11 protein-coding genes are annotated in these 15,697 nt (G+C 59.4%); 1 reads left to right on the forward strand and 10 read right to left on the reverse strand.

The genetic code is table 11. The features are described from left to right. Position 1 precedes the first annotated feature (1 nt). Together AOA60_RS02905 and AOA60_RS02910 are read right to left on the reverse strand one after the other, a co-directional pair. On the reverse strand, positions 2–3,112 hold the full coding sequence (locus AOA60_RS02905) for an efflux RND transporter permease subunit (protein WP_099583109.1): 3,111 nt from the start codon (positions 3,110–3,112) through the stop codon (positions 2–4). Further along, on the reverse strand, positions 3,109–4,218 hold the full coding sequence (locus tag AOA60_RS02910) for an efflux RND transporter periplasmic adaptor subunit (RefSeq protein ID WP_099583110.1): 1,110 nt from the start codon (positions 4,216–4,218) through the stop codon (positions 3,109–3,111). The genes AOA60_RS02905 and AOA60_RS02910 overlap by 4 nt, the downstream gene beginning before the upstream one ends. Positions 4,219–4,424: 206 nt before the next feature. Between AOA60_RS02910 and AOA60_RS02915 the strand changes: the two genes are divergently transcribed. Beyond that, positions 4,425–5,885: an efflux transporter outer membrane subunit gene (locus tag AOA60_RS02915; protein WP_099583111.1), complete on the forward strand. Its 1,461-nt coding sequence runs from the start codon at positions 4,425–4,427 to the stop codon at positions 5,883–5,885. 48 nt (positions 5,886–5,933) lie between these two features. Here the strand turns inward: AOA60_RS02915 and AOA60_RS02920 are convergent, their stop codons facing one another. The 8 genes from AOA60_RS02920 to AOA60_RS02955 form a co-directional block, all read right to left on the reverse strand. Then, positions 5,934–7,205, reverse strand: coding sequence for an OmpP1/FadL family transporter (locus AOA60_RS02920; RefSeq protein ID WP_099583112.1), 1,272 nt, complete (start codon positions 7,203–7,205; stop codon positions 5,934–5,936). A 230-nt stretch (positions 7,206–7,435) separates the two neighbouring features. After that, entirely contained in the window at positions 7,436–8,056 is a 621-nt protein-coding gene (locus AOA60_RS02925) for a TetR/AcrR family transcriptional regulator (RefSeq protein ID WP_099583113.1), read from the reverse strand. Between the two features lie 266 nt (positions 8,057–8,322). After that, a complete protein-coding gene (locus AOA60_RS02930; protein ID WP_099583114.1) occupies positions 8,323–9,243 on the reverse strand; it encodes a substrate-binding domain-containing protein in 921 nt (306 codons plus the stop codon). Between the two features lie 17 nt (positions 9,244–9,260). Further along, positions 9,261–11,246, reverse strand: coding sequence for a methyl-accepting chemotaxis protein (locus tag AOA60_RS02935; RefSeq protein WP_099583115.1), 1,986 nt, complete (start codon positions 11,244–11,246; stop codon positions 9,261–9,263). Between the two features lie 172 nt (positions 11,247–11,418). After that, positions 11,419–12,495, reverse strand: coding sequence for a GlxA family transcriptional regulator (locus AOA60_RS02940; RefSeq protein ID WP_099583116.1), 1,077 nt, complete (start codon positions 12,493–12,495; stop codon positions 11,419–11,421). Beyond that, a complete protein-coding gene (gene gabP, locus AOA60_RS02945; protein WP_099583117.1) occupies positions 12,492–13,901 on the reverse strand; it encodes a GABA permease in 1,410 nt (469 codons plus the stop codon). The genes AOA60_RS02940 and gabP overlap by 4 nt, the downstream gene beginning before the upstream one ends. A 178-nt stretch (positions 13,902–14,079) precedes the next feature. Then, positions 14,080–15,228: a PQQ-dependent sugar dehydrogenase gene (locus tag AOA60_RS02950; protein WP_099583118.1), complete on the reverse strand. Its 1,149-nt coding sequence runs from the start codon at positions 15,226–15,228 to the stop codon at positions 14,080–14,082. A gap of 11 nt (positions 15,229–15,239) precedes the next feature. Next, positions 15,240–15,554: a hypothetical protein gene (locus AOA60_RS02955; RefSeq protein WP_099583119.1), complete on the reverse strand. Its 315-nt coding sequence runs from the start codon at positions 15,552–15,554 to the stop codon at positions 15,240–15,242. Positions 15,555–15,697 lie beyond the last annotated feature (143 nt).

Here is a 15,697-nt window from a genome sequence, read left to right on the forward strand (position 1 = left end):
TTCATTTATCAGTCGGAAGTGCTTGGGTGGGTTTCGCTGTATGCGTACCGCTCTCAGGCTCGGGACGGATCTTGAACCATATGGAATACATCGCAGGCAGGAATACCAGCGTCACAATGGTTCCGACAAACGTGCCTCCGATCAGGGTGTAGGCCAGCGTCCCCCAGAAGACGGAATGGGTCAGCGGGATGAACGCCAGGATTGCCGCCATCGCTGTCAGCAAGACCGGGCGAGCCCGCTGTACCGTGGCTTCGACCACCGCATGAAAAGGGTCCAGCCCTTCTTGTTCGTTGTGGTGGATTTGCCCGATCAGAATCAGCGTATTGCGCATCAGGATGCCCGAGAGCGCGATCAGACCGACCAGCGCGTTGATGCCGAAGGGTTGTTGAAACAGTAACAAGGTCGGCACTACACCCATCAACCCCAGCGGTGAGGTGAGGAACACCATGATCATCGCGGAGATGGAGCGAACCTGCAGAATGATGACCAGCAGCGTCATGGCAATCATGATCGGGAACAGCGGCAACATCGCCGTACCGGCCTTGCCCGACTCCTCGATTGCACCCGCTTGCTCGATCCGATAGCCGTCCGGCAGTTTGTCGATGATCGGCTGGAGTTCCTTCACAATCGCACTCGACACATCCGGCGGCTGCAGATCCTCGGCAATATCGCCGCGTACGGTAATGGTCGGTGTACGGTCACGACGGCGAAGGATCGGATCCTCCATACGTACATCGACCCCCCCTACCTGAGACAACGGAATCCGCTGACCCGCCGTGCCGACCAGGGTAAAGCCTTCGATTTTGGCGGGATCAAGGCGGATATCACCTGCCGCACGCCCGACCACCTGCACCGAACGAATGTTCTCGCGCACCGCCGTGATCGGTACGCCCGCCAGCAGGAACTGCAGTTGCTGTGCCACCGCGCTTGACGTCAACCCCACGGCCTGCAAACGATCCTGATCCAGCGTGAAATGCAAGGTCGGCGTCAGCGGGCCCCAGTCGGTGTTGACGGTTCTCATCATCGGACTGGCTTGCAATACATCCTGTACCTGGCTGGCAATCTCACGAAGCTTTACGGGGTCAGGCCCCATCACCCTGTAGGCAACCGGGAATGGCGAGTAGGGACCAAATACCAGTTGGGTGACCCGGACCCTCGCTTCTGGCGCAAGGCCTTCGGCAGCCGCCTCGCGCAGACGCAACTTGAGGGTTTCACGAGCCTCCTGGCTGTCGGTCAGTACCACAATTTTCGCAAATGACGGATCCGGCAGTTCCGGAGCCATTGCCAGATAGAAGCGCGGCGCACCTTGTCCGATATAGGCCGTGACGATTTTTGCCTCTTCCTGCTTTTGCAACCAGGCTTCTATCTTGGCGCTGGTGGCGCTGGTCTGCTCAATGGAGGTTCCATAGGGCATTTGCACTTCAATCAGAACCTCAGGACGGTCCGAGGTCGGGAAGAACTGCTTCTTGACCAGGCCCATGCCGAGGATCGACACCACAAACAAAACGATAACGGTGCCGGCCACCAGCCATTTGCGCGCAATGACCTGCGTCAACAGCCGGCGGAAGCGGTTGTAGTGACGGGTGTTGTAGATGGCGGCGTGGCCACCATCGACTGTCTTAATGTTCGGTAGCATCTTCACGCCCAGATACGGGGTGAAAACAACGGCCACCACCCAGGAGGCAATGAGGGCTATACCGACAATCCAGAACATGTTGCTGGTGTACTCACCGGCGGTCGATTGCGCGAAGCCATTGGGCATAAAGCCGATCGCCGTCACCAGGGTACCGGACAGCATCGGCGCCGCCGTATGGCTCCAGGCGTATGCGGACGCCTTGATGCGGTCGTAGCCCTCTTCCATTTTCACCACCATCATTTCGATAGCAATGATGGCGTCGTCCACCAGCAGGCCGAGTGCCAGAATCAATGAGCCGAGGGTAATCCGGTCAAAGTTCTTCCCCGTGGCCTCCATCACCACAAACACTACGGCCAGCGTCAACGGCACAGCGGCCGCCACCACAACGCCGACACGCCAGCCCATGCTGAGAAAGCACACCAGCATCACCACGAGCAGTGCGACAAAGAACTTGACCATGAACTCGCCGACGGCCGAATCGATATTCACCGCTTGATCGGTGACTTTGGTGAGCGCCATGCCCAGCGGCATGCCCTGGTTGATCTTGACGGTCTCCGCATCCAGCGCCTTGCCGAGGTCCAGCCCGTTCCAGCCATCGCGCATCACGATCCCCAGCAGCAACGCATCTTCACCGTTGTTACGCACGAGAAAGGTTTTGGGATCTTCGTAACCACGTTCAATCGTCGCCACATCAGAGAGCTTGAGCGTGCGTCCCTGGAGCGTAATAGGTGTGTCGCGAATTTTCTGCAGCTTATCGAAGGCGCCATCCAGGCGCAGGAAGACTTCAGGTCCTTGGGTTTCAATGGAACCTGCAGGCGTGAGCACATTTTGATTATTCAGCGCGGCAAAAATGTCCTGAGGCGATACGCCCAAGGTGGCCAGGCGATCATGGGAAAACGAGACAAAGATACGTTCGGGCTGCTCCCCGATAATATTGACCTTCTTCACACCCGGCACATGCAGCAGGCGCTGGCGCAACGACTCGGCATCGCGCACCAACAGGCGCTGTGGCTCGCCTTTGGCTTTCAGGGCAAACAGGGCGAATGTCACGTCCGAGAATTCATCGTTGACCATCGGCCCAATGACACCGACCGGCAGCTTTATCGCCTCATCATCGAGCTTTTTACGCGCCTGATAGAACTCCTCCTGCACCTGCGACGGCGGCGTGCTATCGAGCAATGACAGCATCGTGAACGCCAGGCCCGGGCGGGTATAGGTTTCCGAGCGGTCGTACCACTTCAGTTCCTGCAGGCGTTTTTCAAGCGGCTCTGCGACCTGATCCTGCATCTCCTGGGCAGTCGCCCCCGGCCACGCGGTGACCACCGTCAACTGTTTGACCGTAAAGGGAGGATCCTCCGCGCGCCCCAACTGGAAGAACGACAGGATGCCCGCAACAGCAATCAGGAAGATCAAAAATACCGTGATCGAGCGCTCGCGTACGGCGAGCGCCGAAAGGTTGAAACGACCCTCGCTCATGGATGAGTCCCCGCAACCTTGACGTCACCCTGTTGAGCCAGCCGCACCTCTTCGCCATCGCGCAGCAGGTGTGCACCCAAGGCTACAACCGGCTCGCCTTCCTTGAGATCGCCTGCGACGCGTGCTGCATCGTCGCTTAAACCCAGGACCTGCACAGGCCGCCAACTCACTTTCGCCGGTGTACCGGCGATGACCCACACCCCCGTCCCCTTGCCGGGGTCATAAACCGCCGCGATGGGTACTTGCAACACCGGCCGCTGCGCCGCGCCTTCGCCAATCCTGAGTGTGACGGTCGAACCAAGTGGCGCATTCGCCAGTGCGCCCTCCAGCACATATCGCGCCTCGAAGGTGCGAGTCATACGGTCCGCCGAGTCCGACAGCAGCCTGAGCCTTGCGGTAACCGCACCGGTGGTGTTGCCATAAAGTGTCGCTTGCGCGGAAGACCCGACTGCCGGGCGCACGGTCTCGGGCAGGTGCACGATAGCCTCGCGCTGCCCTGCTCTCGCGAGCCGAACCACCGGCTGCCCCGGGCTGACGACTTGCCCAGGCTCAGCGAGCGTCTCCACCACGACGCCGTCGGTATCCGCCACCAGCACCGCATAACCCGAAGCATTCCTTGCCACATCAGCCTGCGCTTGCGCGGCGCCCAGTTGTGCCTTGGCGGTATCCGCCGCCGCTTTGATCTGGTCATAGGCCGATGCAGAGACCGCACCTGCAGCGACCAGATCACGGTAACGCGCTTCGTCATCCGCAGTCTGCTTGGCTCGGGCCCTAGCGGCTGTGACCGACTCTTGCTGTGCCCGCGCCTGCAAACCCAAGTCAATCGGGTCGAGTCGCATGAGCGGCTGGCCACGCTTGACGGTCTGGCCGGTGTCAACCAAGCGCTCTAGGATCTTGCCTGAGACCCGAAAGCCCAAATCGCCCTGAGTGCGGGCAGCGACCACCCCAGTGAAAGAACGCGAGATATCAGAGGAAGCCTGAACCGCTGCCGACCTCACCAGCGGGGCTTGCGTGCGCGGATCTTGAGCGGTGGATGGCTCGCCACACGCCGTCAGGACGAGAGGCAACAAGCAAGCGGCAATAGGGGCAGGTCGAAGCCGGCGCATAGATTCCCTTGATTAAATAATAGGATGGAAATCATATTTTTAGACCTGTGACTATATTTGTCAACGGTCACAATTGCCATGCACCGATCTAAAAGCCTGGCAGTCGCGTTTATAGGTCAAACTGGTCGTTGAGCAATAGTGTCAATTGACAGATAGTGACCATAACGTAACATGGTCACATCCAACATTCGATTCAAGGAATCTCAATGCCCTCCCTTCACCCCCTCGCTCTTTTGGTGAGCGCCAGCCTGATAGCAGGTTGCGCGGTCGGTCCGGACTATCAGCGTCCTGACGCGCCGCTTTCCGGTGCATATATGGGCCAGGCCGCTGTTGAACAACGGCCTGGTGCGCCGCAGGCGAGTCTTGCCGCGTGGTGGGAAGGCTTTGGTGATCCACAGTTGGCCGACTTCGTCTCTAAAGCCCTTGCGCAGAACCTGGACCTGGCACAAGCGGCGGCGCGAGTCACACAAGCGCGCGCAGGACTGGGCGCCGCCAATGCCGCTTTACTGCCCTCGGGAAACATCAGTGGTCAGGCTGCGCGTTCCTATCAGTCAATCGAGACGCCACTGGGCCAGGTGTTGAATTCAACCCCTGGCTTTGATCGATACGGAAGTTCCTACGAGCTCAACCTTGATGCGAGCTGGGAGGTGGATGTGTTCGGCGGCCTGCGACGCGGGCGCGAGGCCGCACTGGCCGAGTACCAGGCCTTCGAGGCTGGCGCTGCCGCCACACGCCTGGCCATCGCTGCGCAGACGGCTGATATCTACATCACGGTACGTGGATTGCAGGCCCGGCTGGACATCGCAAACCGACAAGTCAAAACGCAGGAGCAATTGCTGGAAAAAGTCCAACTGCTCTATGGCAAAGGCCTCGCCGCCAGCTATGAGGTTCGCCAAACGGAAGGCGCGCTGTCGCAAGTCCAGGCGACAGTACCGGCTCTGCAAACTGGCTTGGATGCCGCCATGAACGCACTTGATGTGATCCTCGGCACACCTCCAGGCACGCATCGAACGCAATTGGCAAGTCAGGGCACGATTCCTCTGGCACCACAACTGAACGACACTGGAACACCCGCCGATTTGCTGCGCCGCCGGCCAGATCTGATTGTGGCTGAGCGCCGCCTCGCGGCCTCCAATGCACGCATCGGTGCGGCCGCCGCTGAGTACTACCCGAAGTTTTCACTGAGCGCATTGCTCGGCAGTGCCACGGCCGTATCCGGCGGCAACCTGTTTACCGGCGGTGCCAGCCAGTCGGCAGGCGTCTTGGGCCTGCGCTGGAGGCTCTTCGACTTCGGTCGCATAAACGCACAGATTGACCAGGCAAAGGGGCAGGAAGCCGAAGCACTGGCCGCATACCGCCAGTCTGTCTTGCGCGCCACTGAGGATGTCGAAAACGCCTTCTCCGCCCTGGTGAATCGGGAAGTTCAAGCCACAACTCTCACCGCAGGCGAGGACGCCCTGACACAGGCCCGCCAATCGTCGTTCACAGCCTATCAAAACGGCACAGTCAGCCTGATCGATGTGCTGCACGCCGACGAGATCCTGCTGCGCTCGTCCGATGCTCGCGCACAAGCTCGAACCGAATCGGCACGGGCGGCGGTCGCCGCCTTCAGAGCGCTCGGCGGTGGCTGGCAAGCGCCTGAGTCCCAGCGTGTGGCGACTCGATAAACTACGGGCCCTGCCGTACGGCAGGGCCGCGTGTGGAACAGCAGCCAATCAGAACCGATAACTGACAGAGGCTCCAAGACCGCTCGCGCTGTTTTTATACTTGGAACTGTATGCGCCCCTGGTCGCAGAGACGTGATTGATCTGAACACTCTCTTCCCACAGATAAGAGTAGGCAACATCAATTGTGAAGTTGTTTGCGGGGGTCCAGCCTGCGCCGACGCTGAACACTTTCCGGTCGCCCGTAGGAATGCGCGGCCCTCGATCGGTGTTATTGGTGGGCGACTGATCGACCGAGAAGCCGGAACGAAGCACCCACTGATCATTTAACTTGTACGCCGCGCCGATCGCGTGAGCCCACGTATCATGCCAGTTCTGTTCTTCGGTGACGGAACCCAGTTGAGCACTCAACAAAGGAGGCAACCCTTTGGTCTCGCTGGTCAATTCCTTGAAGCGACTCCACCGCGTCCAGGTACTCCCAGCGTATAGGGTCCAGTCATCATCCAGTTGATGAGTCAACGACATGTCCACGGACTCTGGAGTATCCACTTCCAGCGAAGCGTCATAGCTGCGACCACTCACCCCCAGCACGCTAAAGAGACCGTCAGTGACCTTGGTCTTGGCATCCAGGCGGTAGCTGACCTTGGAATGGTAAGTCATCCCCAGACGGGTGCGGTCTGTAGCCTGCACCAAGATACCGACGTTGAAACCCAGAGCCGTGTCATCCCCTGTACTTTTGAGTTTGCCGTCATTGCGGCCGGGGCTCAGCGGATTGGGCACCATCCCGGACAGCTCGCCGCTGATGCGGTTGATGGTAGGACCAAACCCGATCGATACTTTATCGTTAAAGGCATAGCTGACGGTGGGCTGAAACGTAAGGGTCGTGACTTCACTTTTGTTGGCATAGTAACGGCCGGCAAAATCGCTGCCGTAATCGGTCATCAGACCAAACGGCACATAGAACCCCACACCGAATGCCCAATGCTCATCAATAGGCTTCACGTAGTACCCCATCGGTACCGTGGTCACTGGCACCATGTCGCCGTCTTCCTGACCGCCGAATGTACTGCGCGTCTGGCTTATATCCGACTTCGCGAAAAGCGTCGCGCCACCCATGCTGACCTGCTCGCTTTTCAAGCGAGCCATACCCGCCGGATTACCGAAGACCGTGCTCGCATCTTCAGCCGAAGAAGAGCGACCGGCAAACCCGGAGCCCATCCCGCTGATGCTTTGTTCGTTGAGCGCAAAACCGCTCGCCAGCACGTTAGAAGAAGCAAGCACGACAGCCAGTCCAAGTGGACGTTTGAGCAAGTTTTTTTTCATTATTGGAACTCTTCATGGTCACCGAAAGAACCCGGCGGTCGCCGCGCAAGTAACAGAGAGGCGCTGAATCATAGCGATGCCGCCAAAGCTGGGGAGTCATGTTTAGTCATGTGACCATTTATGTCAATGGTCACAATCCAGGCAAAAGCGTGTACGCCGCTGCTCGATGCAATGGCTGAAACTGAAAAGGTATTTTTTCGACGTTCACATGAAGGCTGCGCAGCCTGGAATCACGGCATGAGGCTACGCAATATCAGGTTCGAGGTGAGCGTGGGTGCTGTCTCTACGAAGTCAAGATTGTATTGCAGCAGCAACGGGTTGACGAAAGGTCGCAGCGCAAAATGGATGGAATCTACCGTCTCATCCAATGGAGTCTTGCGTTCAAATTCGCCGCTTTCCCGCCCTTCACGCACGATATGCAAAACGAAACGTTTAATCTGTGCGTCGTAATGTTGTGTACTCGGCCAGCTTTCTGACGCCGCAAGAGCGGCAATGTCATAGAGCTTTCGATCGTTAAAGAATAGGCTCGCACCCGTGGAGATCAAGGTCCTGACCAAGCGTCGAAAGCGCTCCGTCGACGAAATATCATCGACACTGATGGCCTGTTCAACCGCCGCAACGATTTCCGCCAGGCAATTTGAGCAGATGGCTTCGCCGATCGCTTGTTTGGAATCGAAGAACTTGTAGATGTAAGCCTTGGAAAATCCAATGGCCTTGGCCAGGTCGGAAACCGTGGTTTTGCTGTAACCGTACTGGCTGAAATGTTCGTTGGCCGCCGCGACAATCTGATCTCGAATGTCATGATCGGCTGGGCCCCGAACGCCGGGCGAGAAAATGGATGGCTGGTTCATGCCTGTAGCTTACGGATCCAAGTCACAGTTGACAACTCGTGACCGATTTCCATTCAGGTCACAAGTCGGTCAGGCTGGGGATACCTTGCTACCGTATTGACTTGGGTCGGTCAGGATTCGGATCCGCCCTTATGCTGACTTCTCTTCAATGCATCATTCAACGTATCGCTGCCAGGCCAACGCTTATTTCCGGTGATGTCCCAACAAACATATCCGTGTCGCCACAAGCCCAGCCCAGCGCATTGACCGCCTGCTCCGCCACCCTGTCACTCGAACTGCTGGCGATTCTCCGGGGTAATCAGTTGGAACGGCACCCAGATAATCGGCGCCTCCAACCCTTCGCCACGCGCCAGATGAACAGCGGCCTCAACCGCGCCATTGGCCTGCCCCACGGCATCCTGGAACACACTGACTGCCATTTTTCCCTCCGCCATGAGCTTGAGCCCATCCGACGTGCCGTCGATGCCGCCGACCCAGTAATCCTTGGCCTGTTTGCCCGCCTTCTCCAGGCCCATGATCGCGCCGATCGCCATCTCATCGTTGTTGGCGGCGACAATCGAAAAGTCGACGCCTTGCTTCACCCAGTCCATGACCACCGTGGCGGCCTGGCTGCGCTCCCAGTTGGCGACTTTTTTCTGCACGATTTTCATGTCCGGGTACTTGGCGACGACTTTTTCGACGTCCTCCGTGCGCATCAGCGAGGACGCGTTGGCGGGGTCGCCGACCAAAATCACCACGTTGCCCTTGTAGCCGGCACGGCGCGCCAACTCTTCCATCTGCAACGTGCCTGACTCCAGTTCGTTGGAGCCGACAAACGCCGCACGGGCGGTGAGCTTTTCGGGCGATGGATTACGGTTGACGAACACCAGTGGAATATTCGCTTCACTCGCCAGGCGCATCATTTGTGGCGTGCTCTTGCCATCGACCACCGCCACGATAATCGCGTCGACTTTGGAGTGGATCAGGTTGCGGAACTGGCGCATCTGCAGCTCAGCATTGTCCTGCCCATTCTCCATAAAGATATCGATATCCATCGCCGCCGACTTTTGCTGCACGCCATTGCGCAGCAACGCCTGGAAATTATCGTCGTACTTGGCCATGGCCACGCCCACCAGCGGTGTGGCCGCCTGGGCCAGGCCCGTGGTTAAGAGCGCCGCCCCCAGGAAACATTTCAACCATGCGTTCATTTTCTTGCTCCTGAGGATCAAACGCTGAATTGATGAAGCAATTCACGCTGCACTTTGGCCATGCTCGACAGGCGCTGGCTGCTGCTGGCCGATTCTTCGGCACCTTGCGCGGTCTGCTGTGCTGAGTCATTGATCTGGATGACCATGCGACTGGTCTCCGCGACGGTGGCGCTCTGCTGCTCGGTGGCGGCGGCGATCTGAATATTCATGTCGCGAATCGTGCCCACCGCCGCGCTCATCGAGTGCAGCAGTTGCCCCGCACCGGAGGCAAGGGTCACGCATTGGCTCGATTGCACCTGACTTTCGTTCATCACCTGGACGACGGAGTGAATCGTTTCCTGCATCCGGCCGATCATGTCCTGGATTTCGCTGGTTGAGGACTGGGTGCGACTCGCCAGGGAGCGCACCTCGTCGGCAACCACGGCAAAACCTCGGCCCTGCTCGCCCGCACGCGCGGCTTCGATGGCGGCATTGAGCGCCAGCAGGTTGGTCTGTTCGGCGATGGTACGGATGGCAACCACGATGCCCTCGATAGTGTGGCCGTACTTCTGCAACTCGTCGGTGACCTCCGTGGCTTTGTTTACTTGCTCCGCCTGACGCCGGATATTGTCGATGGTCTCGGCCACACGCTCCTGCACCTCATCTGTGAGGTCACTGGTGTCATCCACCGCCTTGCGGGTGTCCTGGGCGCGCCGTGCAACCTCTTCCACGGTGCTTTCCATTTCAGTCATGGCCGAGGCCGCCGATTGCAGCCGGTCTTTTTGTTCATCGACCACACGGGTGGTCTGCTCACTGTTCAGGGCATTGTTGTCTGCCGTGGTCGCCAGGGCATCGGCGGAGCTGATCAACTCGCGGAAGGTTTTGCGCAGGGCAATGGTCAGCTCGTTCAGGTAACCGCCCAGCTCTCCAAACTCATCCTTGCGCGAGACGTCGAAACTGACGCGCATATCACCCGCCGTCAGTTGCTTGAGCACCTCGCGAAACGCGGCCAGCGGCCGGCGCAGGCTGAAAGCCACCCAGAGCCCGATCAGCACAGCGGCGAGCACCGCCAGTACACAAGCGATCAACAACAGGCTGCGGCTGGTGCCGATGGTGGCGTTGGCAGCGTCCCGGGCTTGATTGGCGACCTCAAGGGATTGGCTGCCAAACTCGCCAATCTTGCCAAGGGTCGATTGCAGTGCGGCTTCCACCGTATTGCGTTGCTGCATGACCTGGGCGCCCAGTTTTGCCTCTGCCTGGTAGGCATGGAATACACCGTCGGCTCCGGTCAGGTCCGTGAGCAGACGATTGACCATCACGGCAGCAATCCGTCCACCTCTCGGGTCCACGGCCAATAACGCCTGCAGGCGTGTGCTGATGACCTCGTCCTGCAGGTTCAGCACCCGTTGCAGGTTCTCGATGGCGGGCGTCGCGGCATGGGCAGCCAGCCCGTCATAGGATTTATTGACTTCCAACAGCAGCTTTTCAGCTGCCGCGACCTGTTGGTTGTCGCCGGCACCGCGTGCACGAGCAATCTCGTCACGCAAGAAACCCGTCAACTGCGAACCCTGGCCACTGCTGTAACCTTGCAGCACACGCGTCAGCGCGAGCTGCTGCACATGCTCACGATGCGAGGCCATCAGGGCTTGCGCCTGTTCGGTGTAGGCATTCACTAACTGACGCTGTTGAGCGAGACTGGCCTTCAGCTCGTCCCGGTCGACGACATACACCGCGGTGCTTTCGAGTAAACGATTGAACTGGTCAACGCTGTCAGTGAACGGTTGCTTGCCAGCGTCGATCTGTTTGAGATCGTTGCTGATCAGTATGGCCAGCAACGCCTGGTTCGCGCGCAGGATGTGCACGTACAACTCACTGGCGGCCCGACTCAACGGCGCCGATTGGCCCGTAATAATGCCCAGGCGCTCGCTGATGGAATGCGTGCTTTGATAGCTGATCCCGGCCATTGTCAGCAGCAACAGCACAAGCACGGCAAAGCCCCCGATCACCCTTTGTAAAATGGTCATGGCTACCCTCTTTAATTGTTATGGGTGAGGCTGTCTGAAGCATGGGCGTACATCGAGGGAGAAAGCTCGCAACGCTAAGTGTTTCATCGGCCGGGCAGCGGGAAACTTGAGGGTAAAGCACAGCACAGAGTCATGTGTCAGCCTTTAACGCAAGGCTGGCGCTCGACAACGCTCAGGACTTGAGGTTTTTAACACTGGCAAATGTCGCCTCGCCCCGTGCCTGATCCAATGCACTCATCGGCATGGGCACCGGCACGACGGGCAGGGTCGGTTTCGTACCTACACCCTGCTCGCTGGCCGTCACCAGCCGCTCGTCGCTGGGCGGCACGCCAAAATACTCGCGGTAGCATTTGGAGAAGTGAGGGGTGGACACAAAGCCACAGAGCACCGCCAGTTCGACGATGGAGATGGGGGTTTGCTTGAGCAACTGACGCGCGCGGATCAGCCGTAACCTGAGGTAGTAGCGCGACGGTGAGCAGTGCCGGTATTTCTGGAACATTCGCTCCAGCTGGCGGCGTGAAAGGTCCACATATGCCGCCAACTGATCCAGGTTGATCGGCTCTTCCAGGTTGGCCTCCATCAACGCGACGATTTCCTGCAGCTTCGGTTGCTGGGTGCCCAGCATGTGCTTGAGGGGCACGCGCTGATGGTCTTGCTGATTGCGCATACGCTCGTACACGAACATGTCGGAGATGGCCGCCGACAGCTCGTGCCCATGCTCACGGCCGATCAGGTGCAGCATCATGTCCATGGGCGCGGTGCCCCCGGAACTGGTGAGACGATCTCGATCGAGGGTGAACAGGCTGGCGCTGACGGTTACCCGTGGAAAGGCTTCCTGCATCGCTGCCAGCCATTCCCAATGCACGCTGCACTCAAAACCGTCGAGCAGCGCCGCCTGCGCCAGCACCCAGCTGCCGGTGCAGATGCCACCCAGTTGCCTGCAATAGCGCGCCTGGGTACGCAGCCACTTCACCAGTTCGCGGGTGACGGTGCTTTGGATACCCGTTCCGCCGCACACAAACACGATATCGGCCGAGGGTACGCTGGCTATGGAACCGTCGGGCGTGATCGGCATGCCATCGCTGGCCCACACGGGATTACCGTCGCAACTGGCGGTGTGCCAACGATAGAGTTCCTGACCCGAGAGTTGATTGGCCATGCGCAACGGTTCTACTGCAGACGCCAACGAGATCAAGGTGAACTGATCCAGCAGCACAAACACAACAGCGGTGACGGGCCGGACTTTCATGGGCGCGAGGCGACCGCTATCGGTTTCTGCACCCGCTCGGGTTGCCGCGCCGTGATCACGCCGGCCAGGGAAATCAGCAACGCCAGGCAGATGGTCGACGACACTTCAAGGCGATGTTCGGGGCTCAACAGCATCACCGCCAAGGCCGCGCAAATGAACACGATCACCACCCAGGTCAGCCACGGAAACAACCACATCTTGAACGTCAGTGCGATGTTTCGGCTTTGCAGGATCTTGCGCATGCGCAGTTGCGATACGGCAATCACCAGGTACACCAGCAACGCAATGGCCCCCGAGCTGGCCAGCAGAAACTGGAACAGGCCCGCCGGCATGAAGTAACTGAGCAAGGTCATACCTGCCCCAAGCACCGTACTGGCGATCACGGCGGCCCGTGGCACACTGGCCGCTGAGGTCTTTTTCATCAGCGTTGGCGCATCTCCACGCTTGCCCAGTGAATACAACATGCGCGAAGCAATGTAGATCGATGAGTTCATGCAACTGGCCACGGCGATCAGTACCACCACGTCCACCAGCAATTTGGCATGGGGTATGTTCATCAGCTCCAGCGCGCGCTGATAAGAGCCGACCGATGCCAACAGCGGGTCATTCCAGGGCACCACGGAAATCACCACAAAGATCGACAGCACGTAGAACACACCGATGCGCCACATCACCGAACGGGTCGCCCGGGCAATGTTCTGCGCCGGGTTACTGGACTCGGCGGCGGCAATGGTGACGGCTTCAGTGCCGATAAAACTGAACATGATGGTGATAAAGGCACCGACGACCGCAGACAGCCCGTTGGGCGCGAAACCGCCATGATCTTCCATCAGACGGCTCAAGCCGCTGGCTTCGCGCTCGGGTATCCAGCCCATCAACACCGCACCGCCCAGGCCGATAAACCCGATGATCGCGATGACCTTGGCCATGGCAAACCAGAACTCGAACTCGCCGTATTTGGAGACGCTGAACAAATTGGTGATCACCAGCAAAAAGATCGACAACAAGGCAAACAGCCAAGCGTCGATCTGCGGGAACCACTGATTGAGGATATGCCCGGCGGCCAGGGCTTCGATGGGAATCACCAGCACCCAGAACCACCAATACAGCCAGCCAATGGTAAACCCGGCCCAGCGGCCGATGGCTTGGTCGGCGTAGGTCGAGAAGGAGCCGGTGTCCGGATTGGCCACGGCCATTTCCCCCAGCATGCGCATGACCAGCACCACCAGCAGCCCGGAAAACAGATAGGCCAGCATCACCGCCGGCCCCGCTGCCGCAATCGCGTGGCCGGAGCCGACAAACAGCCCCGCCCCGATAATCCCGGCAATCGAGAGCATGGTCACATGGCGCGGCTTGAAGCCTTGCGCCAGTTGGCCGTTTGAATCCTTGGAAATCGGGCTATTCATCGTTGTTTTTATTCTCTGTGATCGACATTAAACGTACTGACTGGAGGGTCAGGCGATCATCATTTCTTAATGACGGGTCACAGTACGCGGCATGCCGACCGCAAAAATAGCCTCATTGCGTCATACAATCGCCTGATACCGACAATGACGTAGGGCTGTGGGGGCTGGACGCCACCCTTCAGTCCTGATTCAGCCCGACACGGTACAGAACGCCGCGGTCTTCATCCGTCAGCACATACAGGTAGCCATCCGGCCCCTGCCGCACGTCGCGAATGCGCGCCTTCAAACCGCCCAGCAAACGCTCCTCATGGATGACCTTGTCGCCGTCGAACTGCAACCGGATCAGTTCCTGGCTGGCCAGCGCGCCGATGAACACGTTGTGCTGCCACGCCTTGAAGCGGTCACTGTCATAAAACGCCATGCCACTGATGCCGGGTGACTTCTCCCACACATGGTGAGGCGCCACGGTGCCTTGCGCCGTCTTGCCCTTGGCCTCCGGGATCGCTGTCAGGGAGTAGTTGATGCCGTGGGTCGCCAGGGGCCAGCCGTAGTTTTTGCCCCGCTCGATGATGTTGATCTCGTCACCGCCTCGTGGCCCGTGCTCGTTTTCCCAGATCGTGCCGCTCCAGGGATTCAGCGCCAGGCCCTGCGGGTTGCGTTGGCCGTAGGACCAGATCTCGGGCCGTACGCCCGGCTGACCGACGAAGGGGTTGTCATCCGGCACGCGGCCATCGGGGTAGATCCGCACAACCTTGCCCTGCAGCTTGTCCAGGTCCTGGGCGGTGGGCCGGTCATTGTTTTCGCCCAGGGTCACGAACAAGTAGCCATTCTGGTCAAAGGCCAGGCGCGAGCCGAAGTGATTGCCGGTGGACAGCTTCGGCTCCTGGCGCAGGATGACTTTGAAATCGCTCAGGCCGCTGAGGTCCGCTGCCAACCGTCCACGGCCCACCACCGTGCCGGCCGTAGCGCCTTCGCCGCCGCCTTCGGCGTACGACAGGTAGACCGTGCGGTCCTCTTTGAAATCAGGCGAGAGCACCACATCGAGTAAACCGCCCTGCCCCTTGGCCCACACCTCAGGCACCCCGCTCAGAGGGGCCGAGAGCTCGCCGTCCGGGCTGACAACCCGCAGATGGCCTGGGCGTTCGGTCACCAGGAAACCTTGCTGGTCCGGCAGAAATGCCACGGCCCAGGGGTGGTCCAGGCCTTTGGCGACCGCCGTGACGCTGAGGCTGCCTTGCTCACTGGGAAATTGCTGCGAATCGGCGGCGTAAACCGTGGTCAGGGTCGTCGCGCACATAACGGCTAACAGGGTTTTGCGTATAAACATAAGACAAGTCCTTACCGGCGATTGCCGTTGGCATCAAATGTGGGGGCTTTGGTCTCGGTGGCCGGGCGACTGGGCGCGGCCTCGCGTTGGGGATAGCGGTTGCCGATGCCGCCGTTTTCCAGGGTCGGCGTGCGCGGGGTCGGCACGGTCTGGGTGCCGCGAATCGCCGGCGCATTGGGCTGGGTGCCCTGCATGCTGTTGGGGTTGGCCCGGTGGATGGGGCCGTTGTTAGTGCTGTTGCTGCCAGGCAAGTTCTGCGCCTGGGCGGTGGCTGCAAGTGCCAGGCCCAACGCCAGCGCTGCAAGTTGATGCACTCGGGTGATCATGACAAAGCCTCTCGGGGGCGAGGAGTACCTGCGTTCGATACCACGCTACGCCTGGGGTTCGGCTTTGGTAACTAAATACTTCCTCATCAGGTGTAACACGATCTGTCCGCGCATCTGTCCGGGGAAACTTTTTCCAGCGCCTG

The organism is Pseudomonas sp. 2822-17 (assembly GCF_002742485.1).
GTDB lineage: Bacteria > Pseudomonadota > Gammaproteobacteria > Pseudomonadales > Pseudomonadaceae > Aquipseudomonas > Aquipseudomonas cyclaminis.

Bases quoted from the DNA above. Each gene is read 5' to 3' on its own strand.
- AOA60_RS02915 (WP_099583111.1), top strand. From the start codon at position 4,425: ATGCCCTCCCTTCACCCCCTCGCTCTTTTGGTGAGCGCCAGCCTGATA.
- AOA60_RS02935 (WP_099583115.1), bottom strand. From the start codon at position 11,246: ATGACCATTTTACAAAGGGTGATCGGGGGCTTTGCCGTGCTTGTGCTG.
- gabP (WP_099583117.1), bottom strand. From the start codon at position 13,901: ATGAATAGCCCGATTTCCAAGGATTCAAACGGCCAACTGGCGCAAGGC.
- AOA60_RS02905 (WP_099583109.1), bottom strand. From the start codon at position 3,112: ATGAGCGAGGGTCGTTTCAACCTTTCGGCGCTCGCCGTACGCGAGCGC.
- AOA60_RS02925 (WP_099583113.1), bottom strand. From the start codon at position 8,056: ATGAACCAGCCATCCATTTTCTCGCCCGGCGTTCGGGGCCCAGCCGAT.
- AOA60_RS02930 (WP_099583114.1), bottom strand. From the start codon at position 9,243: ATGAACGCATGGTTGAAATGTTTCCTGGGGGCGGCGCTCTTAACCACG.
- AOA60_RS02910 (WP_099583110.1), bottom strand. From the start codon at position 4,218: ATGCGCCGGCTTCGACCTGCCCCTATTGCCGCTTGCTTGTTGCCTCTC.
- AOA60_RS02950 (WP_099583118.1), bottom strand. From the start codon at position 15,228: ATGTTTATACGCAAAACCCTGTTAGCCGTTATGTGCGCGACGACCCTG.
- AOA60_RS02920 (WP_099583112.1), bottom strand. From the start codon at position 7,205: ATGAAAAAAAACTTGCTCAAACGTCCACTTGGACTGGCTGTCGTGCTT.
- AOA60_RS02940 (WP_099583116.1), bottom strand. From the start codon at position 12,495: ATGAAAGTCCGGCCCGTCACCGCTGTTGTGTTTGTGCTGCTGGATCAG.
- AOA60_RS02955 (WP_099583119.1), bottom strand. From the start codon at position 15,554: ATGATCACCCGAGTGCATCAACTTGCAGCGCTGGCGTTGGGCCTGGCA.